General features: G+C 63.8%; 19 protein-coding genes and 1 pseudogene. 13 read left to right on the forward strand and 7 right to left on the reverse strand.

Going from position 1 to position 23813, the window contains the following annotated elements:
* Nucleotides 1-83 precede the first annotated feature (83 nt).
* Nucleotides 84-710, forward strand: a complete 627-nt coding sequence (locus PM2_RS25205; protein WP_016711110.1) for a glutathione S-transferase family protein — start codon at nucleotides 84-86, stop codon at nucleotides 708-710.
* Between the two features lie 22 nt (nucleotides 711-732).
* Here PM2_RS25205 and sfnR read toward each other — a convergent pair whose 3' ends face one another.
* From sfnR to PM2_RS25225, 4 genes are all read right to left on the reverse strand, one after another.
* The gene (gene sfnR, locus PM2_RS25210) at nucleotides 733-1833 is read right to left on the reverse strand and encodes a sigma54-dependent transcriptional activator SfnR (protein WP_028699837.1); all 1101 of its coding nucleotides are present in this window, start codon (nucleotides 1831-1833) and stop codon (nucleotides 733-735) included.
* A gap of 9 nt (nucleotides 1834-1842) precedes the next feature.
* Entirely contained in the window at nucleotides 1843-3030 is a 1188-nt protein-coding gene (locus PM2_RS25215) for an acyl-CoA dehydrogenase family protein (protein ID WP_028699836.1), read from the reverse strand.
* A gap of 9 nt (nucleotides 3031-3039) precedes the next feature.
* A complete protein-coding gene (msuE, locus tag PM2_RS25220; RefSeq protein WP_028699835.1) occupies nucleotides 3040-3600 on the reverse strand; it encodes an FMN reductase in 561 nt (186 codons plus the stop codon).
* A gap of 252 nt (nucleotides 3601-3852) precedes the next feature.
* Complete coding sequence (locus PM2_RS25225; RefSeq protein ID WP_028699834.1) at nucleotides 3853-4443, reverse strand: TetR/AcrR family transcriptional regulator; 591 nt, start codon at nucleotides 4441-4443, stop codon at nucleotides 3853-3855.
* 84 nt (nucleotides 4444-4527) lie between these two features.
* Between PM2_RS25225 and PM2_RS25230 the strand changes: the two genes are divergently transcribed.
* The 9 genes from PM2_RS25230 (at nucleotide 4528) to PM2_RS25270 (ending at nucleotide 18194) form a co-directional block, all read left to right on the forward strand.
* Nucleotides 4528-5277 carry an SDR family NAD(P)-dependent oxidoreductase gene (locus tag PM2_RS25230; protein WP_028699833.1) on the forward strand — a complete coding sequence of 250 codons (750 nt, stop codon included), beginning with the start codon at nucleotides 4528-4530 and terminating at the stop codon, nucleotides 5275-5277.
* A complete protein-coding gene (locus PM2_RS25235) occupies nucleotides 5270-6025 on the forward strand; it encodes an SDR family oxidoreductase (protein ID WP_016711104.1) in 756 nt (251 codons plus the stop codon). The genes PM2_RS25230 and PM2_RS25235 overlap by 8 nt, the downstream gene beginning before the upstream one ends.
* Nucleotides 6026-6202: 177 nt before the next feature.
* Nucleotides 6203-8278 (forward strand): hydantoinase/oxoprolinase family protein, encoded by a 2076-nt coding sequence (locus PM2_RS25240; protein ID WP_085985027.1) that lies wholly within the window; start codon nucleotides 6203-6205, stop codon nucleotides 8276-8278.
* A 24-nt stretch (nucleotides 8279-8302) separates the two neighbouring features.
* A complete protein-coding gene (locus PM2_RS25245) occupies nucleotides 8303-9967 on the forward strand; it encodes a hydantoinase B/oxoprolinase family protein (protein ID WP_028699831.1) in 1665 nt (554 codons plus the stop codon).
* A 3-nt stretch (nucleotides 9968-9970) separates the two neighbouring features.
* Nucleotides 9971-11179, forward strand: coding sequence for a pyridoxal phosphate-dependent aminotransferase (locus tag PM2_RS25250; RefSeq protein WP_028699830.1), 1209 nt, complete (start codon nucleotides 9971-9973; stop codon nucleotides 11177-11179).
* A 25-nt stretch (nucleotides 11180-11204) separates the two neighbouring features.
* Nucleotides 11205-12017, forward strand: coding sequence for an NAD-dependent epimerase/dehydratase family protein (locus tag PM2_RS25255; protein WP_028699829.1), 813 nt, complete (start codon nucleotides 11205-11207; stop codon nucleotides 12015-12017).
* 27 nt (nucleotides 12018-12044) lie between these two features.
* Complete coding sequence (locus PM2_RS25260) at nucleotides 12045-13241, forward strand: NAD(P)/FAD-dependent oxidoreductase (protein ID WP_016711099.1); 1197 nt, start codon at nucleotides 12045-12047, stop codon at nucleotides 13239-13241.
* 25 nt (nucleotides 13242-13266) lie between these two features.
* Complete coding sequence (locus PM2_RS25265) at nucleotides 13267-14952, forward strand: thiamine pyrophosphate-binding protein (protein ID WP_028699828.1); 1686 nt, start codon at nucleotides 13267-13269, stop codon at nucleotides 14950-14952.
* A gap of 353 nt (nucleotides 14953-15305) precedes the next feature.
* Nucleotides 15306-18194, forward strand: a complete 2889-nt coding sequence (locus tag PM2_RS25270) for an HD domain-containing phosphohydrolase (RefSeq protein WP_028699827.1) — start codon at nucleotides 15306-15308, stop codon at nucleotides 18192-18194.
* 3 nt (nucleotides 18195-18197) lie between these two features.
* Here PM2_RS25270 and PM2_RS32185 read toward each other — a convergent pair whose 3' ends face one another.
* From PM2_RS32185 to PM2_RS25280, 3 genes and pseudogenes are all read right to left on the reverse strand, one after another.
* Nucleotides 18198-18302: a helix-turn-helix domain-containing protein gene (locus PM2_RS32185; RefSeq protein WP_256207231.1), complete on the reverse strand. Its 105-nt coding sequence runs from the start codon at nucleotides 18300-18302 to the stop codon at nucleotides 18198-18200.
* 42 nt (nucleotides 18303-18344) lie between these two features.
* Nucleotides 18345-18977, reverse strand: a pseudogene (locus PM2_RS32190) (sigma 54-interacting transcriptional regulator); the annotation flags it as partial.
* Nucleotides 18978-18992: 15 nt separating this feature from the next.
* Nucleotides 18993-20705, reverse strand: a complete 1713-nt coding sequence (locus PM2_RS25280; RefSeq protein ID WP_025752629.1) for an FAD-dependent oxidoreductase — start codon at nucleotides 20703-20705, stop codon at nucleotides 18993-18995.
* A 195-nt stretch (nucleotides 20706-20900) separates the two neighbouring features.
* Here PM2_RS25280 and PM2_RS25285 point away from each other — a divergent pair, with 195 nt between their 5' ends.
* From PM2_RS25285 to PM2_RS25295, 3 genes are all read left to right on the forward strand, one after another.
* Nucleotides 20901-21677: an IclR family transcriptional regulator gene (locus PM2_RS25285; protein WP_016711093.1), complete on the forward strand. Its 777-nt coding sequence runs from the start codon at nucleotides 20901-20903 to the stop codon at nucleotides 21675-21677.
* Nucleotides 21678-21816: 139 nt separating this feature from the next.
* On the forward strand, nucleotides 21817-22869 hold the full coding sequence (locus PM2_RS25290; RefSeq protein WP_028699826.1) for a Gfo/Idh/MocA family protein: 1053 nt from the start codon (nucleotides 21817-21819) through the stop codon (nucleotides 22867-22869).
* Between the two features lie 29 nt (nucleotides 22870-22898).
* On the forward strand, nucleotides 22899-23714 hold the full coding sequence (locus PM2_RS25295; RefSeq protein WP_028699825.1) for a sugar phosphate isomerase/epimerase family protein: 816 nt from the start codon (nucleotides 22899-22901) through the stop codon (nucleotides 23712-23714).
* Nucleotides 23715-23813: the final 99 nt, after the last annotated feature.

The raw sequence follows: 23813 nt of genomic DNA on the forward strand, positions 1-23813 counted from the left end.
ATTTGCTCGGCGCTACGGCTTCTTCGCGGGTGAACCCGTGAATGGCCCGACACGATCATTCAAAGGAAAATGAAGGTTCGCCGATGTCCGACTACACGCTGCATTGCTTCGCCGAATCCGGCAACGCCTACAAGGCCGCGCTTATGCTTGAACTCACTGGCCAGGCCTGGCAGCCGGTTTTCGTCGACTTCTTCAACGGCCAGACCCGCGAGCCAGGCTGGCGCGATGAGGTGAACGAGCAGGGCGAGGTGCCGGTGCTGGAGCACGCGGGCAAAACCTTCACCCAGTCTGCGCTGATCCTGGAATACCTTGCCGAACAGACCGGCCAGTTCGGCCCGCGTGATGAAGACGAAAAACGCGAGATCTGGCGCTGGATGCTGTTCGACAACCACAAGTTCACCAGCTATTACGCCGCGCTGCGCTTTCTGTTCTGCCTGAAGAAAACGGGGGAAACGGACGTGACGCGATTCCTGCGTGAGCGTGCCACGGCGGCTTACCGTATTGTCGACGCACACCTGGCAAAAACGCCGTTCATGGTTGGCGGCCGGCTGACCATCGCCGACCTGTCGTTGGCGGGGTATGTGTTCATGCCTGAAGATACAGGGATCCCGCTGGTAGAGTTCACTCATATCGAGGCTTGGAAGGCGCGAATCCAGGCGCAGCCGGGGTGGAAGCATCCGTATGAGCTGATGCCGCGTACGGCATCCTGAGGCCTTCGCGGCACTGTAAGGCTCAGATGGACAACCGTACCACCCGGTTGTCCAGCACTTGCTGTTCTTGCCCCCGCCGCTTGTTCACCACCAGCTCGCCAATGGCAATCAGCCGCGTGCGCGTGATGTTGCGCGACAACCCCAGCAACTGCGCGGTATGCACCTGGTTGTAGTGGCAGAACCGGTAGGCCGAGCGCAGCAAGGCGTTTTCCACCTTCTCGTACAGGTCGCCCGGCTGCTCCTCGTACAGCTGGCTGAACGCCCGCTGCAACAAGTCGTCTACACCATTGCCAGCCGTCTCTTCCTCTTGCCGCTCGATGCGCAGGTTGGACAGGCGCAGGTCCTGCGCCTGCACCGTGCCGTCGCCGCAAGTGAGCAAGCTGTGATGAATCACGTTCTCCAGCTCGCGGATATTGCCCGGCCAGCTGTATTCCACCAGCTTGGCCTGGGCTTTGGCGCTGAGCTCCACCGGGCCGTAGCCCAGCCGGTCGCTGTAGCTGCGAATGAAGTGCCGGGCCAGTGGCAGGATGTCACCCGGGCGGTCGCGCAGCGGGTGCAACTGTAAGGTCACCACGTTGAGCCGGTAGTACAGGTCTTCACGAAAATGCCCGGCGTTGATGGCCTTTTCCAGCTGCACGTTGGTTGCGGCCAGGACCCGCACATTGATCGGGATGCTCTTGCGCGACCCTAGCCGCACCACCTCGCGCTCTTGCAGCACGCGCAGCAACTTGACCTGGATAGGCAGGGGCAGGTCGCCGATTTCGTCGAGGAACAGCGTGCCGCCATTGGCTTCCTCGAACCAGCCGGCCTTGGCCGCCAGCGCGCCTGTGAAGGCGCCTTTCTCATGACCGAACAGTTCGGCCTCCACCAGCGACTCGGAGAACGCCCCGCAGTTGACTGCCACGAATGGGCCGTTGCGCCGGCCGCTGAGGTTGTGGGTGTGGCGTGCGACCAGCTCCTTGCCCGTACCGGTTTCGCCGATGATCAGGACGCTGGCCTCGCTGGGGGCGACCTGTTGCAAGTGGGCGAGCAGCGCCTGCGACCTTGGGTCTTCGAAGACCTGTGCGGTCGCCCTGATCGAGGTAGCCAGTGTCGGTGACGGGGGAAGGGTCAGCAGTTGCATGGGCAATCCTCAGGAATAGAAGGATGGGGCAGGGCGCTTGTCGTTGAGAGCCCACTCGCCGAGTTCGTGGATGCGGTAGTCCACCGGATCGTGCAGGGTTTGTGTGCGCAGGTTGCGCCAATGGCGATCGAAGCGCAGCGAGGCATGGGTGGCGCGTGCGCCGGTGACCTCGAACAGGCGGTTGCAGATGTCCAGGCCGTGGCGGCTGGCGGCGACCTTGGCGGTGCCGATGGCCAGGGCCAGGTCGCCGCGCTCTTCTGCCGTGAGGGCATGTTCCTTGGCCCAGGCGGCATCCAGCTGGCGTGCGGCCCGTTCGATCAGCAGACGCACGCTTTCAAGGCCAACCCAGAACTCGCCGTAATGGCGCAGCACATAAGGGTCTTCGGCACTGCTGGCGGCGCTGGAGCGGAACCACGGCCGGCCTTCCTTGAGGGTGTACTGGCGGGCTTCTTCGAAGGCGCCTTCGGCAATGCCGAGGAACAGGTTGGCGAAGTGCAGCTGGGCAATCAGCGGGCGCAGGGCGGCGAACGGAGTGCTCAGCGGGCCTGGGTCGAGTAGCAGTTCGTTGTGCTCTACCCGCACCCGCTCGAACGTGGCGCTGCCACTGTCGGTCTGGCGTTGACCGATGTTGTTCCAGTCGCTATGCAGGCTGATGCCGGTGCGGCCACTGGGGATGGCGGCAATCAGCAGCTTGCCGCCGGCACGTTCGTCCACCGCCGAGGCGATGAGCATTTCCGAGTCGCTGGCGCCGGAGCAGAAGCTTTTCTTGCCCGAAAATTCGCACCAGCCATCGAAGTGCTTGACCACGGTGCGGGTGTCCAGCGGGTTCAGGGCATTGCCCCAAAACCACTGTTTGCGGGCGGTCTGTTCGAACCAGGGCTGCCATTGGTCGGGGCGTGAGAACAGGCGCACGGTGGCCAGCATCAGGTGGTGAAAGCCGAACACATGGGCAATGGAGCTGTCGACCCGGGCGAACTCGCGCACCACCGCGAACGTGTCGTGCCAGTTGGCACCCTGGCCACCGAAGGCCTGCGGGATCACCAGCGACAGCAGGCCGCTGTCACGCAGGGCATCGCGCTCGGCTTTCGGGGTGCCGCCGCGCTCGTCGCGTTCTACGGCGGTCTGGGCAAACTGCCCGGCCAGTTCGCGGGCGATGGCCAAGGCCGGGCGCAGCGGGGTATTCACAGGTGCATTCATGATCGCTCCTCAGGCGCTTTTACGCAGTGCGTGGTGAGCGCCGAACAGCGGCACGGCACGCTCTGCAGCCAGGCGGATGCGGGCGGCGAGGGCATCGCTGGACACGCGATAGTCGGCCAGTTCTGCCTGGCTGGCGAACACGCCGATTGGCAGGGTCAGGGCTTGCAGGAAGCTGAACAGCGGGCGCAACTGATGGTCGAGCACCAGCGCATGGCGTTCGCTGCCGCCGGTGGCGGCGAGCAGAACCGGGGTGTCGACCAGGGCATCCTGGCCGATCAGGTCGAACAGGTGCTTGAAGTGGCCAGTAAAGCTGCCGCGGTACACGGGGGTGGTCACCACCAGCAGGTCGGCTTTTTCCACCAGGCGCAGTTGCTGCTCGACGGTGTCGGGCAGTTCGCTGCGCCACAGGGCGCTGCCCAGTGGGCGGGCGATGTCGCCCAGTTCGATCAGGTGCGGCTTGATGTGCAGGTGTTCAGCCAGCTCAGCGAGGATCGCCTCGGTCAGGGCCAGGGTGCGTGAAGGGCGGGAAGTGCCGCCGGACAGGGCTACGACATTCAGTGGGGGGCTCATGGGCAGGTCTCCGGTTCGGGTTGAGCGGGGGACTTTGCTTGAGCAATCGTCGTGCCGGGTTCTAATGTTCTTCTAAATCAATAAGTTATCGCGTTAGCAGGTTTGCGTCGCTGTTGCCGGGCGGGCGTTTCGTGTTGATTGGGTGTTGCGCTGCGAACAGTTGGCCAGGTGTTGGCGGCTGTGCAGTGGAGAGAGTTATAGAGGATTATCGTTCGTTAAAAAAAGAATAAGAATTCATATTGTTATGCATTTTTATGGATAAGCCGCCGTCTTGCCGGTATTGACAATGCCCTGTACGAACGTCACCAGTTGATCCCTCGCGGTGATCACGCTTCCCCATTGCGCCTGCCCGCACAGCAAACCCAGTACGGCATGGGCAATCGACCGCGCTCGGAGTGCCGGCAGCCCGCACTCTGCGGCGACAATGTCACTGAGCAGCCCGCTGTATTGCGTTTTCAACTGTTCGATTTGCAACAGTTGCTCTGTGTTCAGGTTCATGGCTTCCCGCGTCAGCAACACCAGTTTGTCGGGGTTGGCCTGGCTATACGTCACGAAAGCCTGCACAAAGCGCGGCAAGCGTTCACTGGTGGTACGGGCGCCTTTGACGCATTGTCGGGTTTCGTACAGCAGGTCGGTCAGGCTCGACTCGATCAGTTCGAACAGCAGCCCCTGTTTGCTCTCGATGTGGTGGTACAGCGAGCCGGCGTGCAGGCCCAGGTGGCTGGCCAGGTCACGCAGGCCTATGGCCTGGTAGCCATGGCTGGCAAACAAGGCGCTGGCCGCCTCCAGCAGGCGGTCCCGAGCGTGCGGGGTGGGTACAGGCGAGACGCTGGAAGCGGGCATGGAAGCACCTGTCGGCGAATTGATGTTTGACCAAATGTAAGACAACAGGCATCTTACGAAAAGACTCAATCGCGGAGGTGTTTTGTGGAAAATCAAACGGTGGTGATCGTAGGTGGTGCCTCGGGTCTGGGCCTGGAAACAGCTCGGCTGATGGTAAAACGTGGTGCCGGCAAAATCGGCCTGATCGACCGCAACGAGCAATTGCTGGTACAAGCTGCAGAAGAGCTGCGCGGGCAGGGTGTAGACGTGGTAATCGCGGTAGGCGACATTGCCCGCAAGGACACCGCCCATGCAGCCTTCGCCCAGATCGTCGAAGGCTTTGGGCGGGTGCATTGCCTGGTCAACAGTGCGGCCATCTACCCGCGTAAGGACATCTTCGAGATCACTGACGACGAGTGGGACCTGGAGAACGCCGTCAACATCAAGGGCACCTACCACATGATGGTCGCCGCAGTGCGCCACATGCAGCAGTACGTGGCGGCCCCGGCGGTGACCGGGCGTATCGTCAACGTGACGTCGGTGGACGCCTTCAAGGCCCACCCGCAAAACGCCCACTATGCCGCCACCAAGGCAGCGGTGGTAAGCCTGACCAAATCGTTTGCCCAGGCCTGTGCCAAGGACCAGATCCTGGTCAACTCGGTAGCCCCGGCCGGTTTTGCCACCGAGCGCGCCAAGCAGCTGGGCTTCCTCGGCGAGCTGGCGGCAGCCAACCCGCTGGGCCGTGCTGCGGAACCGGCAGAAATCGCCGAGTGGATCGTGATGATGGGCAGCAGCCGCAACAGCTACGCCACCGGTGAAAACGTGATTGTCAGCGGGGGCTACATCTATGCCTGAAGTCGCATTTCCCGAGGGCTACCAGTGCGCGCTGGTGACCGGGGCTACCAGCGGTATCGGCAAGGCCATCGTTCTGGCGCTGCGTGATGCCGGCCTGCAAGTGATTGCCGTGGGGCGCAGCGCTGAGGCGTTGGCCGAGCTGGCTGGCGAGCCGGGTGTGACCACCTTGCAGGCGGATGTGCGTGATTACGGTTCGCTGGCTGCCGCGCTGGAAGGGCAAGCGGTGGATGTGCTGGTCAACAACGCGGGCATTCTGTCCACCCGGGCTGCATTCCAGGACATCGACGACGCCGAAATCGACAACATGCTCGACATCAACCTCAAGGCGCCGTTACACCTGGCGCGCCAGGTGCTGCCAGGTATGGTCGAGCGGGGAAGGGGGCACCTGTTCTTCATTGGCTCCAGTGCTGGCCGAGCGCCGCACCCGGGCGCAGCGGTGTACGGCGCGTCCAAGGCCGGGGTTAGCCTGTTCTGCGATGCCTTGCGCTGCGACCTGCTGGGCAGTGGCGTACGGGTGACCGAGATAGCCCCGGGCCGGGTGCAGACCCAGCTGTACAAGACCGCCATGGGCATGCAGGCGGCGGGCAGTGAACTGTATGACGGTTATGAGTCGATCCAGCCGGAAGATATCGCCCAGCTATTGCTGGCGGCGCTAAAGATGCCGCGGCAGGTGGATGTCTCGCGGTTGGAAGTGTTCCCCACAGCGCAGGCGGTGGGGGGCGGGCGGATGGTCAAGACCGCGGGTTGATCCGACGGTTCTATCGCCTGTACCGGCCTCTTCGCGGGCACGCCCGCGAAGAGGCCGGTACAGGCAATGCAGATTTGAGTAAATAGGTGCTTGACCACATGTAAGACAACATATAACTTACATCAAGACTGCTTCAGCCGGTCGAGACAACTACAAAGCATTGCAGGGGATATGACGATGACTGCGACATCATGCCGGGTCGGCGTGGACATAGGCGGCACCTTCACCGATATCGCGCTGGACGTGAATGGCGTGCTGCATTCGACCAAGATCCTGACCGACTACGAGCTGCCTGAACGGGCCATCCTCACCGGCGTGCGCCAGGTGGTGGAGCAGGCGGGCCTGGCCCTGTCGGACATCGACCAGTTGATCCATGGCACCACCTTGGCCACCAACGCCCTGATCGAGCGCCGTGGCGCGCGCACCGCCTTCATCACTACCGAAGGCTTCCGGGACACACTGGAAATGCGCACCGAAAATCGTTTCGAGCAGTACGACATCAACATCGCCTTGCCGCCGCCACTGATCGATCGTGAACACCGCTACACCCTGCGTGAGCGCCTGAATGTCAAAGGCCAGGTGCTGATCGCCCCTGCGCAGGCCGAGATCGATGCCCTGGTCGAGCGCATTGCCGAAGGCAACTACGAAAGCGTGGCCATTGGCTTCATTCACAGCTACGTCAACGGTGCTCACGAACGCCAGTTGCGCGATGCCCTGCAGGCGCGACTGCCGCAGTTGTCGATTTCCATTTCCAGCGAAGTCTCGCCGCAGATGCGTGAGTTCGAGCGCTTCAACACCGTGTGTGCCAATGCTTACGTCAAACCGCTGATCAAGTCTTACCTGGACCGCCTGGTGGTGACCCTCAAACAGGAAGGCGCCCATTGCCCGGTGTTCATGATTCACTCCGGTGGTGGCATCATCTCGGTGCAAAGCGCCGCTGAGTTCCCGGTCCGTCTGGTGGAGTCCGGCCCGGCTGGTGGCGCCATCTTTGCGGCCGACATCGCCCGCCGCTACCAGCTGGAGAACGTGCTGTCGTTCGACATGGGTGGCACCACGGCGAAAATCTGCCTGATCGACGACCAGGTACCGAAAACCGCGAAAACCTTCGAGGTTGCCCGTACCTACCGCTTCAAGAAGGGCAGCGGCATGCCGATTTCCATCCCGGTGGTGGAAATGGTCGAAATCGGTGCTGGCGGCGGCTCCATCGCCAGCATCGACAGCATGCGCCAGATCCGCGTGGGCCCGCACAGTGCGGCCTCCGAGCCTGGCCCGGCCTGTTACGGCCGTGGTGGCCTGGAGCCGACCATCACCGACGCCAACCTGCTGCTCGGCCGCCTGGATGCAGACAACTTCGCCGGTGGCGCGCTGCGTTTGTCCACCGACAACGCGGCCAACGCCATGGCCCGGGTCATCGGCCAGCCGTTGGGCATGCAGGCCGTCACCGCAGCGTTTGGCGTGTGCGAAGTGGTTGACGAGAACATGGCCAACGCCGGCCGTGTGCATGCGGTGGAAAGCGGCAAGGACATTGCCGACTACACCATGATCACCTTTGGCGGTGGCGGCCCGCTGCACGCTGCACGGCTGTGCGAGAAGATGGGTGTGGCACGCTTTATCGTCCCGGCGGGTGCTGGCGTGGGCTCGGCGATCGGCTTCCTGCGTGCGCCATTCGGTTACGAGGCCGTACGCAGTGCGTTCGTACGCTTGTCCGAGTTCGAGGCCGCGCAGGTCAATGACCTGATCGACGAGATGAAAGCCGAATCGCTGGGCTTTCTCCGCCAGGGCATGCCGATCGGTGAGCCGGAAATGGACTGCACCGCGTTCATGCGTTATGTGGGCCAGGGCTGGGAAATCCCGGTTGCCTTGCCATTCAAAGCCTTCAGCGCTGCCGACACGCTAGAGTTCAAGGCCCGTTTCGAAGCAGCCTACACCCGCTTCTTTGGCCGCCCCATCGAAGGGCCGGACATCGAGATCGTCAGCTGGTCGGTCAAGGCCAGTTCGCCCCTGCCACCCGTCACGCAGATTGAGGAAGTGGGCGCCGCCTACCGCGCCCATGAAATTTCCCGCCGCCAGGTGTTCGACGTGGCCGCCGGTGGTTTTGTCGAAGCCGGCATCCACCCACGCGAAGAGCTGCAAGTCGGTGCCCGTGTCGACGGCCCGGCGGTCATCGTCGAGCGCGAAACCTCGACCTTCGTCACCTCCAATTTCACCGCCACGGTCCAGCCAGACGGCTGCCTGCTGGTCGTGCGCCGCTAACGCCTGAATTCGGAAGCCAGAACCATGAGCGATACGTTGATCGACATTCAAATGCAGGTGATGTGGAACCGCCTGGTCTCGGTGGTCGAAGAGCAGGCCCTGACCCTGATTCGCACGGCCTTCTCCACCAGTGTGCGCGAAGCCGGCGACCTGTCCGCCGGGGTGTTCGACCGCGCCGGCAACATGCTGGCCCAGGCTGTCACCGGCACCCCTGGCCATGTGAACACCATGGCCGAGGCGGTGGTGCACTTCATCAATGACATCGGCGAGGACAACATTTTCGAAGGCGATGTCTACGTGACCAACGACCCGTGGAAGGGCACTGGCCACCTGCACGACATCACCATCGTTTCGCCATCCTTCTACAAGGGCAAGCTGATCGGCTATTTCGCCAGTACTGCCCACGTGGTCGATATCGGTGGCCGGGGCTTCGGCCCCGATGCCCGCGAAGTGTACGAAGAAGGCCTGTTCATCCCGATCATGAAGTTGTTCGAGCGCGGCAAGGTCAACCGCGACCTGATCAACATCCTGCGCAACAACGTGCGTGAGAACGACCGGGTAGTGGGCGACTTCTATGCGTTGGCGGCGTGCAACGAAACTGGCCACAAGCGCCTGCTGGACATGCTCGAAGAGTTCAAGCTGGACGACCTGGAGCACATCGGCGGGTTCATCCTCGAACACAGCCGTCGCGCTACCCTGGAGTGCTTCAAGTCGCTGCCCCACGGCACCTACAGCAACAGCATGACCCTCGACGGCTACGATGTGCCGGTAACCCTGGCGGTCACCATCACTGTTGGCCCCGACGGTATCAAGAGCGACTTTACCGGCACTTCGGGCATGAGCCAGTTCGGCATCAACGTGCCGCTGGGCTACGCCAAGGCTTATGCCTGCTATGGCCTCAAGTGCATCGTCGCACCGGAAATCCCGAACAACACCGCTTCGCTGGCGCCCTTCGACGTCACCGCGCCTGAAGGCTGCATCCTCAATGCCAAGCACCCGGCGCCGGTGTCGGTGCGCCATGTGCTGGGCCATTTCGTGCCCGACCTGGTGCTCGGCGCGCTGCATAAGTGCCTGCCAGGCAAAGTGCCGGCCGAGGGTGCCAGCGCCCTGTGGAACCTGCACCTGAGCGTGCGTCCGCTGGAGAGCAACCCCAACGGCCGCAATGCCGAGATGCTGATGTTCAACAGCGGCGGCATGGGTGCCCGCTCGGCGATGGATGGCCTGAGCGCCACGGCGTTCCCCAGCGGCGTACACACCATGCCGGTGGAAGCCACCGAACACGCCGGCCCGGTCGTGGTATGGCGCAAAGAACTGCGTGAAGGCTCCGGCGGTGCTGGCCAGTTGCGCGGTGGCCTGGGCCAGGAAATCGAAGTGTCGGCCGCCGAAGGCTACAGCTTGCGCTTCAGTGCCATGTTCGACCGTATCCAGTACCCGGCTCGCGGCCTGGAGGGTGGCAAGGAGGGCGCCCAAGGCTTCGTTGGCCTGGATGACGGCAGCGTGCTGCGCGGCAAAGGCCAGCAATTCGTACCCGCTGAGCGCCGCCTGGTGCTGCGCCTGCCCGGTGGCGGTGGTTATGGCGACCCGCGCCAGCGCGACCGCAAGCAGGTTGAGCGCGATGTACGTGCCGGTTACATCAGCGCCGAACAGGCACGTAACGACTACGGCTTTGACGCCGCTCAGGAGCGCTAGAGGATGGACGTGCAAAGCAGCCGCGTGCGCGCGGTAAAAAGCTCGCCAAGCATGGCCGTGTCGGTACTGGCCAAGCAGATGCTGGCCAAGGGCGAACCGGTCATCAACCTGGCACTCGGCGAGCCGGATTACAACGTACCGGCCCACGTGATCGAAGCCGCCCACCAGGCGATGCTTGCGGGTAACAACCACTACACCGGGCCCAACGGTCTGAAGGTGTTGCGCCAGGCCATCGTCGACAAGTTTGCCCGGGAAAACGACCTGGTCTACGGCCTGGACGAAATCTGCGTAGGCAACGGTGCCAAGCAGCTGTTGTTCAACGCCTTTCTGGCCACGCTCGAACCTGGCGACGAGGTCATCACCCCGGCGCCGTACTGGGTGTCGTACACCGACATGGCCATGCTCAACGACGGTGTGCCCAAGGTTATCCCTTGCGGCGCCGAGCAGGGGTTCAAGCTCAAGCCCGAGCAGCTGGAAGCGGCCATTACCCCGCGCACACGCTGGGTGATGCTCAACTCGCCGAACAACCCGAGCGGGGCGATCTTCACCCGTGAAGAGTTCGCCGCGTTGGGCAAGGTGCTGGCGCGCCACCCGAACGTGCTGATCATCTCCGACGAGATCTACGAGCACATCGTGCTGGGCGATCAGCCGTTCGTGTCGTTCGTCACTGCTTGCCCGCAACTGCGTGAGCGCACCTTGCTGATCAACGGCGTGTCCAAGGCGTATGCCATGACCGGCTACCGCCTGGGTTACGCCGCCGGGCCGAAAGACCTGGTCGTGGCCATGAACAAGACCCAGTCACAGACCACCACCTGCCCGTCGAGCATTTCGCAGCTGGCCGCCGTGGCGGCGCTGAACGGGCCGCAGGACTTCGTGCGGGAGGCCAACCGTGAATACCAGGCGCGTGGCGCGCTGGTGGTGCAAGGCTTGGCGCAGATCCCGGGCTTGCAGCTGCAGCTGCAGATGCCGCAGGGCGCGTTCTATGCCTTCCCCGAGGTCAGTGCCTTCATCGGCAAGCGCACCCCGGATGGCCAGGTCATTGGCAATGACGCCGACCTGTCGGCCTACCTGTTGCGTGTCGGCAAAGTCGCGACCGTGCCGGGCTCGGCGTTTGGCCTGGAGCCCTACATTCGTCTGTCGTTCGCCACGTCGCGGCAGGAACTGGAACAAGCCCTGGGGCAGTTGCGCGACGCGTTCGCGGCGCTGTCCTGAGCCCATCAAGCAATCGAGGTAACACATGAGCAAGCCTTTCAAACGCCTGCTGATCACCGGCGCCGCCGGGCGCCTGGGCAGCGTGCTGCGCAAGCACCTGGCCGCCTTCGCCGACGAGTTGCGCCTGACCGACATCGCCGACATGGGCCACGCTGCGCCCCATGAACAGTTGGTGCGCTGCGACCTGGCCAACTTCAACGATGTGCTGCCGCTGCCCGAAGGGGTTGACGCCATCGTGCATGCCGGTGGCGTACCGGTGGAGGACACCTTCGAGAAAATCCTCAACGGCAACATCGTCGGCACCTACAACATTTACGAAGCCGCGCGGCGCAACGGTGTGAAGCGTGTGGTGTACACCAGCTCCAACCACGCCATCGGCTTCTATGACCGCACCGAGACCATCGATGCCACCGCCGCGCATCGCCCCGACAGCCTGTATGGCGTCAGCAAGTGCTTTGCCGAAGACCTGGGCCGCTACTACTGGGACAAGTTCGCCATCGAGTCGGTCAACCTGCGCATCGGCTCGTCGTTCCCCGAGCCGCTGGACCGGCGCATGCTCGCCACCTGGCTATCGTTCGACGACTTCGCCCAGCTCACCGAGCGCTCACTGTTGGCGCCACGGGTCGGACACATGATCGTCTATGGCATGTCGGCCAACCGCGAAAGCCTGTGGGACAACCGCCTGGCCTCATCGATCGGCTATGTGCCCAAGGACAGCGCCGACGACTACCGCGACAAGGTCCTGGCCAAGCACCCGCCACTGCACCCGAATGAACCCGCTGCACGCTACCACGGCGGCAACTTCGCCGGCGCCGGCCATTTCGAAGACCCGAAGTAACGCCCACATCAGAAGAGAGCTAATTCCATGGCTTCCACCGCTAAACAACAAAATTACGATGTGGTGATCGTCGGCGGCGCGGTCAACGGCAGCGCCACCGCCTACTTCCTGGCCAACAACCCGGACTTCAAGGGGGCGGTGCTGGTCATCGAGCGCGACTGGACCTACAACAAGTCGGCCACCGCGTTGTCCAGCAGTTCGATCCGTCAGCAGTTTTCCAACCCGATCAACATTGAAATCTCCAGGTTCGGCGCCGAATTCGTGCGCAACTTCCCCGACGTGATGGAAGTGGATGGCGACCGCCCGGATCTGGCCTTTCACGAGAATGGCTACCTGTTCCTTGGCGACGACAAGGGCTATGAAGTGCTGCGCCGCCTGCACGATACCCAGGTGTCTCACGGCGCGGATGTGCACCTGCTCGACCCCGAGCAGCTCCAGCGCAAGTTTCCCTGGGTGAACATCGACCGCCTCGCTGGCGCCAGTTATGGCCAGAGTGGAGAAGGCTGGTTCGACAGCCTTGGCATGCTCAACGGCTTCCGCCGCAAGGCGCGTTCCATGGGCATCGAGTACATCGAGAACGAGGTGGCGGGTATCCAGCGCGAAGGTGATCGCATTACCGGCGTTCAACTGGCCAGCGGCGAGCGTATCGGCTGCGGCCTGTTGGTGAACTGTGCCGGTACTCGCGGCACCAAGGTCGCGCGCATGGCGGGCCTGGATATTCCGGTCGAGCCACGGCGCCGCTCGCTGTTCGTGTTCGACTGCCGTACCCCGCTGGAAGGCACCGTGCCACTGACCATCGACCCGACCGGGGTGTTCTTCCGCCCCGAAGGCAAGTTCTACCTGGGCGGCACCTACCCCAAAAACGACCCGAAAGTGGACTTTGAAGACTTCGACGTGTTGCACGAGGAGTTTGACGAAGAGGTGTGGCCGATTCTTGCCGAGCGGGTGCCCGCGTTCGAGGGCATCAAAGTGGTCAACTATTGGGCCGGGCACTACGACTTCTGTGTGCTCGACCACAACGCCATCGTGGGCCCGCATAACGAAGTGAGCAACTTCCTGTTCTGCAACGGCTTCAGCGGGCACGGCCTGCAGCAGGCACCGGCCATTGGCCGCGGGCTGTCCGAGCTTATCACCTATGGCGGCTACCGCTCGCTCGACCTGGGCGCGCTGAGCTACCAGCGGGTGATCGACAACAAGCCGTTCCTGGAAGACTCGGTTATCTGACCGCAGCGCCTGAGGGAGAACAACAATGAGCAACTCCGAAGTGAAGCGCAGTGGCGGCCAGGTACTGGTCGATGCCCTGCGGGTGAATGGTGTCGAGCGTGCGTTCTGTGTGCCGGGTGAAAGCTACCTGGCGGTGCTCGATGCGCTGCATGATGTGCAGGACGAAATCGACCTCATCGTCTGTCGCCAGGAGGGTGGTGCCGCCTACATGGCCGAGGCCTACGGCAAGTTGACCGGCAAGCCGGGCATCTGCTTCGTTACCCGTGGCCCAGGCGCCACCAACGCCTCTGTGGGCGTGCACACCGCCTTCCAGGACTCCACGCCGATGCTGCTGTTCATCGGCCAGGTGGCCCGCGACCAGATCGAACGCGAAGCCTTCCAGGAAGTGGACTACCGGCGCATGTTCGGCCAGATGGCCAAGTGGGTGGTGCAGATCGACGATGCCGCACGCATTCCCGAACTGGTCAACCAGGCCTTCCAGCGCGCCATCAGCGGCCGCCCTGGGCCTGTGGTGATCGCCTTGCCGGAAGACATGCTGACGGACGTGGTACAGGTAGCCGATGCCCGTCCGGCCCAGCGTGTCGAAGCCGCCCCGGCACCGCAGGCGCTGGGCGAACTGCAGGCGCTGCTGGCCAAGGCCAAGCGGCCACTGGTAATTGCCGGTGGCGGTGGTTGGAACGCCCAGGCGGTGGCCGACCTGAAGCGCTTCGTGCAGGCGCAGCATTTGCCGCTGGCAGCGTCATTCCGCTGCCAGGACCTGTTCGACAACACCGACCCGCATTATGCCGGCGACCTTGGCCTGGCTGCCGGCCCGGTATTGGTCGATGCAGTGAAGCGATCTGACTTATTGATCGTGGTAGGCGCACGTCTGGGCGAAATGACCACGGGCGGTTACGCGCTGGTCGACATCCCGACACCAAAACAGGCACTGGTGCATGTGCACGCCAGCGCCGAAGAAATTGGCCGCGTCTACCAACCGACCCTGGGCATCAATGCCGGCCCGGCGAGCTTCCTGAACCAGGCCGCCACCTTGCCCACCGTGCGCCCGGCGGCGTTCACCGACTGGGTCGCCAGCCTGAACAGCGGCTACCGGGGCAACTTCGAAACCCCGCGTTCGCCGGGTGATGTGCAGATGAGCGAAGTGATCGCCTGGCTGAACAAGACCTTGCCGGCCGATAGCATCCTTACCTGCGGTGCTGGTAACTACACCGGTTGGGTGCACCGTGGCTACCAGCACCGCGTATTCCGTACGCTGCTCGGGCCTACCAACGGATCCATGGGGTACGGCGTGCCGGCAGCAGTAGCAGCCAAGTTGACCTACCCGCAGCGCACGGTAGTGGCGTTTGCCGGCGACGGTTGCTTCCTGATGAATGGCCAGGAGCTGGCCACGGCGGCGCACTACGACGCCCGGGTGATCACGGTGGTGGTCAACAACGGCATGTACGGCACCATCCGCATGCACCAGGAGCGTACTTACCCGGGCCGGGTGTCTGGCACCGAACTGCATAACCCGGACTTTGCCGCCCTGGCGCGCGCCTATGGGCTGCACGGTGAAACGGTCACTCGCACTGAGGACTTCGCCGCCGCCTTCGAGCGTTGCCAGGCGTCCGGCAAGCCGGCGCTGATCGAGGTGCAGGTCGACCCTGAAGCCCTGACCCCGCGCATGACCCTCAGTCAGATCCGCGAAAAGGCCCTGCAGGCCAAACGCTGACTCACCTCAGGTGGGGCGCGGTCCGGCCCCACCTTTTTCATTCTTCGAACGAGCCAATCGACATGAACCTTGCCGATCGTGATTTACCCGCGAAATGGCCGGCACAGGCGCTGCAAGGTGATGTCGGCACGCTGGTGATGCTGGAGCAGCGGGCGTCTACCTGAGGGCATTGTGACCAGCCACGTTAATTTTTTCTGCCAACCCGGCAGAATCCCGCGCCGCACTCTACACTCCTGCCAAGATGGACCAGGGCTATTGGCCACCATTCGGCCCATCTCGCTGCCTGCGAATGGCTTCGGCCCGCATGATCGTTCTGGCTGCTCCCTCAATTTGCCTCACATGGAGTACCTGGGATGGGCTGCGTGTCGACGGGGCGTGATACCGGTAGGACCGGGCGTGGCATTTCACTGCAATGGCTGGTGGCGTTGGCCATCGTGCTGGGCATGCTGCTGCTGGGTGCCGCCCTGGCCTGGCAGGGTTATCGCGGTATCCGCCAGACCCTGGTAGCCGCCGCCGGCGATACAGCCCAGCAGGTGGGCAAGACCATCGACGAACGCGCCCGGCGCCTGATCGACCCGGTGCAAAGCAGCATCCGCCTGCTTGCCCACAACCCTGCTGCGCATACCCAGGCGCAGCGCCTGGATAGCCTGGCGCAACTGGTCGAAACGCTAAATGCCAACCGCATGCTCAGTGCCGCCTACATGGGCTACCCCAGCGGCGATTTCCTGTTGGTGCGCCGGCTGCGTGACCCGCAGCTGCTGCAGCGTTTCGCCGCGCCGCCGGGCACGGCGTTTCTGGTGCAGCGTGTCAGCCGTGGCGAGGGCGGGGTGGTGCAGGGCGAGTGGCGCTACTACGACCAGGCGTTGAACCTGTTGCAGGCCCAGGCCAAACCCGAATACCGCTACGACCCGCGCACACGCCCGTGGTTCGCCGAAGCCAGTGCGCAGCCCGCCACTGTGCTGACGCCGCCGTACGTGTTCTTCACTACCCGCGAAATAGGCGTGACCCTGGCGCAGCGCAGCGTTGACGGAGAAACGGTGATCGGCATGGATGTTTCGGTCAACGACCTGGCCAGCGAAACCCAGGGCTTGCGCATCACCCCCGGCACCGAAATTGCCGTGCTCGACGACCAGGGCAATGTTGTGGCCTACCCGGACTTGCAGCGGGTGATCGTGCATGAAGGGCAGGGCGTGCGCCTGTCGCGACTCAGCGAGCTGGACATCGCAAGCCTGCAGCACCTGTACGCTGACCTGCCGTCAGGCACGCAGGCACAGCCATACCAGGTGGACGGCCAGACCTGGTATGGCATGCGCATTCCGCTGACCAGCCTGGCCGGGCAGGATCTGCAGGTGTTGATTGCCGTGCCGGGCCATGAGCTGCTGGCCGGTGCGCGCAAGGTGTTGTTCGAGCAGTTGCTCTGGACCTTGGCGTTGATGGCCGTGCTGCTGGTGCTTGGCGGTGTGCTCGGCCGGCGTATCGTCCGCCCGCTGAAGGTGCTGGCTGAACAGGTGCAGGGCTTGGCCAGCTTTGATTTCAGCCGCGAAGTGGGGGTGAAATCGCAGGTGTCCGAAGTACGAGAGCTGAGCCATGTATTGAGCCGCATGGCCGGCACCATTCGCGGTTTCCAGGCCATTACCCTCACGCTCAGCCGCGAGCGCGACCTGGCGCGTATGCTCGACGGCGTCCTGGATCACCTGGTGCACGCTGCCGGGGTCGAGGCCGGTGTGGTGTATTTGTTCGACGCCGAGCACACGCTGCTGCGCCTGGCCGCCGCCTGCCGGGGTGAGCAATACCCCGGCGAGCTTGCCGTGGATGAAGGTGCCCGGCGCACGCTGGCCGCTGCGGTGACGCAGGCCCTCGGCCTGGACGAGCGCAGCCAGGCCGTGGTGCTGAAAGACCGTAGCCAGGCGCTGCTGGGCATTCTGGTGCTGCAGCTGGATGAGGCGCAGGCGCGCGACCAGCTGGGCCAACCGTTCCGGCAATTTGTCGAAGAGCTTTCTGGCGTGGCGGCAGTGGCCATCGAGACACGCCAGCTTGCCGAAGCCCAGCAACGCCTGATGGATGCCATGATCAAGTTGCTGGCCGACGCCATCGATGCCAAAAGTCCCTATACCGGCGGCCACTGCGAGCGTGTGCCGCAACTGGCGCAGATGCTGCTGGACCAGGTGGTGAATGCCGACAGCGGCCCCTATGCCAGCTTCAGCATGACTGAAGCCGAACGCTACGAATTTCGCGTAGCGGCCTGGCTGCACGACTGCGGCAAGGTCACCAGCCCTGAGTACGTGGTGGACAAGCCGACCAAGCTGGAGACCCTGTACAACCGTATTCATGAAGTACGCATGCGTTTTGAAGTGCTGTGGCGTGATGCCGAGCTGGCCTACTGGCGAGGCCTGGCCAGCGGCGCCGACCCGCAGGTGCTGCAAGCCGCGCTAGTCCATAGCCAGGCCCAGCTGCAGGATGACTTCGCCTTTGTCGCCCAGGCCAACATCGGCGGCGAGTCCATGCAGGATGCCGATATCGAACGCCTGCAGCAGATCAGCCAGCAGCGCTGGCAGCGCCACTTCGACAACCGCCTGGGCATCTCCCGCGATGAGGCGCAGCGCTATACCGGCGTACCGCAACCCGCGCTGCCGGTAGAAGAATCGCTGCTGGCCGACCGCCCCGAGCATCGTGTGCCCTGGGGCGAGCGCAAACCCCCGGTGACCAAGGGCGACCCGTGTAACCGATGGGGCTTCGACATGCGCCTGCCAGCCCACGCCAGCAACCACGGTGAGCTGTATAACCTGTCGATCCGGCGTGGCACGCTGAATGACGAGGAGCGTTTCAAGATCAACGAGCACATCGTGCAAACCATCATCATGCTCAGCTCGCTGCCGTTTCCACGTCAGATGAGACGCGTACCGGCCATCGCCGGCAACCACCATGAAAAGCTGGATGGTAGCGGCTACCCACGCCGGCTGGGTGAGCATGACCTGGGCATTGCCGAGCGGGTAATGGCCATTGCCGACATATTTGAAGCACTGACGGCGGCCGACCGGCCTTACAAGCCGCCGAAGACGTTGTCCGAATCGGTGAAGATCCTGGTGTTCATGGCCCGTGACCGGCACATCGACGGGCAACTGCTGGAGGTGTTCCTCAGCACCGGAGTGTACCGCCAGTATGCCGAGCAGTTCCTGCGTGCCGAGCAGATCGACGAGGTGGATGTGCCGTACTGGCTGGCGCAGATGCGCTGCCCGGCCTGAGTGCTAGCGCGAACCCAGGCGCTTGTACATGGTGGTACGGGAAATACCCAGCGCCTTGGCGGCAGCACTGACATTGCCCTCATGGGCCAGCAAGGCGCGTTCGATCACGTCGTGGGTGGCTTCTGAAAGCGAGCGCGGCGCCGCGACCGGCTGGCCTTGCAGGTCTTCTGGCAGGTGCTGCACACCTATGCTGGGCTCACCCGCGGCCAGCACCCCGACCAGCCGCGCCACGTTCTCCAGTTGCCGCAGGTTGCCCGGCCAGTGGTAGGCCAGCAGCCGGCGCCTGGCCTCGGCCTGCAGCGGCGCAAAGCCCGGACGCTGGAAAAAGGCTTCGATCAGTTGTTGTTTATCCAGGCGCTGTTCCAAACCGGGCAGGCTGACACGCAGGCCGTCCAGGCGGTAGAACAGGTCTTCGCGAAAACCCCCGTTGGCTACCAGCGCGCCAAGGTCTTTGTGGGTGGCTGCGACAATGTGTGCCTTGAAGGGCGCTGCCGTGGTGCTGCCAATGCGGGTGACCTGCCGTTCCTGCAGTGCCCGCAGCAACCGGCTTTGCAGGGCCAGCGGCATGTCGCCAATTTCGTCGAGCAGCAGGATACCGTCCCCGGCTGACTCCAGCAGGCCCATGGCACCCCCTTTGCGGGCGCCAGTGAAGCTGCCTTCGGTATAGCCGAACAGCTCGGCTTCGATCAGGCTTTCGGGCAGGGCCGCGCAGTTGATCGCAACGAACGGGGCCTGAGGGCAGCAGTGGGCATGCAGGGCTTTGGCGAACACTTCCTTGCCGGAACCGGTTGGCCCACCTCACTCATACGCCTGCACCCCGGCAATGTGCCGCCCGGCCACATAGCCAAAGGTCAGCGCTGGCCCCAGGTTGATGCCGCCCGACGGGTACCAGCCACCAAACACACTGGCCATGTCCGTACCCGCCGCATACAGGCCTGCGATGGGTTGCCCGGCTTCATTCAGCACCCGGGCACTGCCGTCGGTGCGCAACCCGGCAAAGGTACCAAAGCAGCCGGGTTGCACCTTCACTGCATAGAACGGCCCGTGTTCGATGGGCGCCACGCACGGGTTGGGGCCCTTGTGCTGCGGGTCACCCTGTTTGCGGTTGAACGGCGTGGAGCCACGGCCAAATGCCGGGTCCTGGCCATCTCGTGCATGTTTGTTGAAGTCGCTGACCGTGGCACGCAACCCGGCCGGTTCAATGCCACAGGCGTCCGCCAGCGCTTCAAGCGTGACACCCCGCTTGAGATAACCGCTGCGCACATGCGGCCACACCGGCAGCGGTGCCGGGCGGGCATAGCCCAGGCCAAAGCGGCGCAAGAAGCGATGATCGCACACCAGCCACGAGCACACTTCCTCACCCTGCGGGACTGCCGCGACCATGGCTGATACATAGTCGTAATAGCCATGCGCTTCATTGACAAAGCGCTTGCCGTTGGCCAGCACGCCGATGATGCCTGGCTTGCCCCGCTCGATGATGTGCGGGAAGTGGCCGATGCTGCCATCGCGATGTGGCACGCGCGAAACCGGCGCCCAGGCCACCGGCGATTTCAGGTTGGTGGCCACCACGCCGCCGGCCGCCTCGCCAAGGCGCAGCCCGTCACCGGAACACCCCTGTGGCGGCAGGGCCAGGTTGTCGTGGCCGCTGGCATCGCGCGGGAACAGCTGCTGGCGCCGGGCGCTGTCGTTGGGGAAGCCACCTGCTGCAAGCACCACGGCCTTGGCGCGTATCTGTCGCTCGCCCTGCGGCGTGGCCACCCGAGCCCCGCACACCCGGCCATCTTCGACCAGCAGGCTTTTGGCCGGCGCCGATTCCTGCAGGTGCACACCCAGGTCCTGTGCCGATTTGGCCAGCCGCGCCACCAGTGCCACGCCGTTGACCAGGTGCATCGCCCGACCATACCGCGCCAGGTGATACAGGTGACGGCCAAAACGCTTGCATACGTGCAGCAATGCCTTGGGCGAACGGGTCATGTTGAGGAAGGCCGCCAGGTCGGCACCGGCCATGATCGGCATGCCCATGAACGAGGTTTCGCGCAGGGTCTTGCGCAGGCGTGGCAGCAAGGCACCCACCTCGCGGGCATCATACGGCGCCGCGATCACCTGGTGCCCGCCCTGGGCTGCGCCCGGCGTGTCGCCATGCATGTCCGGGATGCCGTTGCCATCGGCAAACTGCAACGCCGTATGTTTCTCGAAGAACGCCACCATGTGCGGGCAAGCCTCAAGGAAGGCATCGACGCGCTCGGCGTTGTAGTGGGTTCCCAGTTCATGGCGCAGGTAAGTTCGCGGCTGCTCGATGTCCTCCACGATGCCGGCCCGCTGTGCCAGCGGGTTACGTGGCACCCAGGCCCAGCCGCCGGACCAGGCGGTGGCACCGCCAAACACGGGCTCCTTCTCTACCACGATCACCCTCTGCCCATGCCAGGCCGCCGTCACGGCCGCAGCCAGCCCGGCGGCGCCGGAGCCTATGACCAGTACATCGTATTCGGTATCCAGAGCAGCTGAGGGCATCGCGGTGTTCCTGTGTTGTTATTAGAACAATGTTCCATATTTTTATCAGCGGCGTCTTTGCCCGCAAGGGTATGGCAGCCCGCGCAGGCAACAACTGGGCGATAACCGGACACTTCAGCGCGACTTCGCTGCGGCCGCTACCGCTCATGTGGAATCATCTTCTAGAATCGGCAAAAAAATCAGGGACCTGTAGTCATGGCTGGTAGTCAGATCGAACGCGCCTTCAGTCTTGTAGAAACCCTTACCGGCGAACCCTCGGGGCTGCCGTTGCAAACCCTGGCCGAGCGCCTGGACATTCCCAAAAGCGCCACCCACCGCATGCTCACCGAGCTGGTGCGGCTGGGCTACGTGCGGCAGAACCGCGACAACAGCCGTTACCAACTGTCGGCCAAACTGGTGGCCTTGGGGTTTCGCTACCTGTCGAGCAACGGTGCCGACATCATTCAGCCGATTCTTGACCGCCTGGCCCAGGACAGTGGTGAGCTGGTGCGTCTTGGCGTGATCGACGGTGCCCGCCAGACCTGGATCGCCAAGTCTCAGGGCGCTCGTTCCGGACTGCGCTACGACCCCGACATGGGCCGCGATGCGCCGCTGTTCTATACAGCGTCCGGGCATGCCTGGCTGGCCAGCCTGGACGATGAGCAGGCGCTGCAGATGGTGTTGCGCCAAGGTATTGCCGACCCTGCGCAGTTCGGCCCCAACGCACCGCGCTCTACCGACGAGCTGCTCGCCTATCTGCACCGTGCCCGCGAGCGTGGTTATGCCTGGGTCGAGGAAACCTCGGCCATCGGCACCTCGGCCCTGGCTGCTGTGGTGCGCCGCCCGCACACTGACGAGGTGATCGGCGTATTGAGCATTGCCGGGCCCAGTGCACGGATGGCGCAAAGCCGCCTGGCAGAGCTGGCGCCACTACTGCTGGCTGCTGCACAAGAGCTGTCGGCGGCCAGCCGGGCAAGCGAATTGTTTGCCTGACGCGCATTTCCGGTCGATTACCGAACAGCTTGTCCTGCGGGTTCTTCTGAAAGGCTGAACTTGGTTCTAAATTGTGCTGTATGAGTTTTGGAATAGGGTTCCATAATTCATAAAACAACAATGACAAGAGGACAGGCTGTTGAACGAACCCCTTCGTATTGCCTTGATCGGCGCCGGCATCATGGGCCGCCAGCACTACCAGCACCTGCGCAATGTGCCGCACGCCCAGCTGTGCGCGGTGGCCGACCCCGGCCCGCAGGCCGAGGCTTTTGCCGCTGAATGCGGCGTGCCCTGTTTTGCCGACCACCGGCAGATGCTGGAGCGCGCGCGCCCCGAGGCAGTAATCGTTGCCAACCCGAACAACCTGCATGTGGCGACCGCCCTGGATTGCGTCGAAGCCGGCGTGCCGGTGCTGGTCGAAAAACCGGTGGGCGTGCACCTGGATGAGGTTCGCGCCTTGGTAGAAGCATCGCGCCGTTGTGGCGTACCCGTATTGGTCGGCCATCACCGGCGGCATAACCCGCTGATCGCCAAGGCGCACCAGGTGATTGCCGACGGCAAGCTGGGCCGGCTGATCAATGTCACCGCGCTGTGGCAACTGCAAAAACCCGACAGCTATTTCGAAACGCCATGGCGCCGCGAACCGGGCGCCGGCTTCCTGCTGACCAACCTGATCCACGACCTCGACCTGCTGCGCCATCTGTGCGGCGAGGTGGTACAGGTGCAGGCATTCACCCGTAACGATGTACGTGGTTTTGCCAACGAAGACAGCGCGGCGGTGCTACTGCAGTTCGCCAACGGCGCGCTGGGTAGCCTGACCGGCTCCGACGCGGTGGCGGCGCCGTGGAGCTGGGAGCTGGACGCTGGCGAAAGCCCGGTGTACCCGCGCCAGAATGGCCAGCCGTGCTACCTGCTGGCCGGCACTCAAGGGGCGCTGAGCATTCCCCAGCTCAAGCGTTGGCACTACGCCGAAGCGGGCTCGGGCTGGCACACGCCGCTGCTTCAAAGCGAGGAGAGCATTCCCGCCGGCGAGGCCTTGACCCTGCAGTTGCAGCACTTCGTGCGGGTTGCCCGGGGCGAACAGGCGCCGCTGATCGATGCCGCCGACGGTGGCCGCACGCTGGCGCTGATCGAAGCGATCCGCCAGGCGGCGGAAACGGGCCGGGCTTGCGCGCCCGAGCACATCGCCTGACGCAACCTCTACTCTTTTGGTGACGATAAATGACTGACCGTATTTTCTCCCTTGCCGCCCTGACGGTACTCGAACTGTCCCCGCCAGAGATGGTAGAGGCGGCAGCCCGTGCCGGTTACAGCCACGTTGGCCTGCGCCTGGTACCCGCCACCGAGCAGGAACAGCACTTCCCGCTGGTGGCTGATGCCGAGCTGCGCCGGCAGACCCAGGCGCGCCTGCGCGACACCGGCATCAACGTGCTCGACCTGGAAATCCTGCGCCTGAAGCCGGAGACCTGTGTGGCTGATTTCGAGCCGATCCTTGCGGTGGGCGCCGAACTGGGTGGCACTGAACTGCTGGTGGCTGGCAACGACCCCGATGAAGCACGCCTGACCGAGCGTTTTGCTGCCATGTGCGAGCTGGCGGCGGGCTATGGTATTCACCCACACCTGGAATTCATGCCCTGGACCGACGTACGTGACCTGCGCCAGGCCATGCGGGTGGTGGCCAACGCCGACCATGGCAATGGCTGCGTGCTGGTGGACGCCTTCCACTTCAACCGCTCCCGGTCTTCACTGGATGACCTGGCGCAGTTGGCACCGCAGCGCATGCGTTATGCCCAGCTGTGCGACGTTGCCGGTCCGGTACCGGCCGACATGGATGAGATCCTGCGCCAGGCACGTAACGAGCGACGCTTCCCGGGTGAGGGTGATGCCGACCTTGCAGGCTTGCTGCGCGCCTTGCCGTCGAACGTACCGCTAAGCCTGGAAATTCCCACGCGGCAGTTGCTGGAACAAGGCATCAGCGGCGAGCAGCGGGCACGTATGGCACTGGAGAAGGCCAAGGCTGTGTTGGCCGCAGTCTGACTTCGAACAAGCAGCGCGCTCATACCGACGGCGCGCTGTAATGGCCTGATCACAAGACCAAAAAAAGGGCCCGCAAGGGCCCCGTAGAGGAAAGTGGCT

Origin of the sequence: Pseudomonas monteilii NBRC 103158 = DSM 14164, from assembly GCF_000730605.1 — a bacterium.
GTDB lineage: Bacteria > Pseudomonadota > Gammaproteobacteria > Pseudomonadales > Pseudomonadaceae > Aquipseudomonas > Aquipseudomonas monteilii.

Bases quoted from the DNA above. Each gene is read 5' to 3' on its own strand.
- PM2_RS25205 (WP_016711110.1), top strand. From the start codon at position 84: ATGTCCGACTACACGCTGCATTGCTTCGCCGAATCCGGCAACGCCTAC.
- sfnR (WP_028699837.1), bottom strand. From the start codon at position 1,833: ATGCAACTGCTGACCCTTCCCCCGTCACCGACACTGGCTACCTCGATC.
- PM2_RS25215 (WP_028699836.1), bottom strand. From the start codon at position 3,030: ATGAATGCACCTGTGAATACCCCGCTGCGCCCGGCCTTGGCCATCGCC.
- msuE (WP_028699835.1), bottom strand. From the start codon at position 3,600: ATGAGCCCCCCACTGAATGTCGTAGCCCTGTCCGGCGGCACTTCCCGC.
- PM2_RS25225 (WP_028699834.1), bottom strand. From the start codon at position 4,443: ATGCCCGCTTCCAGCGTCTCGCCTGTACCCACCCCGCACGCTCGGGAC.
- PM2_RS25235 (WP_016711104.1), top strand. From the start codon at position 5,270: ATGCCTGAAGTCGCATTTCCCGAGGGCTACCAGTGCGCGCTGGTGACC.
- PM2_RS25240 (WP_085985027.1), top strand. From the start codon at position 6,203: ATGACTGCGACATCATGCCGGGTCGGCGTGGACATAGGCGGCACCTTC.
- PM2_RS25245 (WP_028699831.1), top strand. From the start codon at position 8,303: ATGAGCGATACGTTGATCGACATTCAAATGCAGGTGATGTGGAACCGC.
- PM2_RS25250 (WP_028699830.1), top strand. From the start codon at position 9,971: ATGGACGTGCAAAGCAGCCGCGTGCGCGCGGTAAAAAGCTCGCCAAGC.
- PM2_RS25255 (WP_028699829.1), top strand. From the start codon at position 11,205: ATGAGCAAGCCTTTCAAACGCCTGCTGATCACCGGCGCCGCCGGGCGC.
- PM2_RS25260 (WP_016711099.1), top strand. From the start codon at position 12,045: ATGGCTTCCACCGCTAAACAACAAAATTACGATGTGGTGATCGTCGGC.
- PM2_RS25265 (WP_028699828.1), top strand. From the start codon at position 13,267: ATGAGCAACTCCGAAGTGAAGCGCAGTGGCGGCCAGGTACTGGTCGAT.
- PM2_RS25270 (WP_028699827.1), top strand. From the start codon at position 15,306: ATGGGCTGCGTGTCGACGGGGCGTGATACCGGTAGGACCGGGCGTGGC.
- PM2_RS25280 (WP_025752629.1), bottom strand. From the start codon at position 20,705: ATGCCCTCAGCTGCTCTGGATACCGAATACGATGTACTGGTCATAGGC.
- PM2_RS25285 (WP_016711093.1), top strand. From the start codon at position 20,901: ATGGCTGGTAGTCAGATCGAACGCGCCTTCAGTCTTGTAGAAACCCTT.
- PM2_RS25295 (WP_028699825.1), top strand. From the start codon at position 22,899: ATGACTGACCGTATTTTCTCCCTTGCCGCCCTGACGGTACTCGAACTG.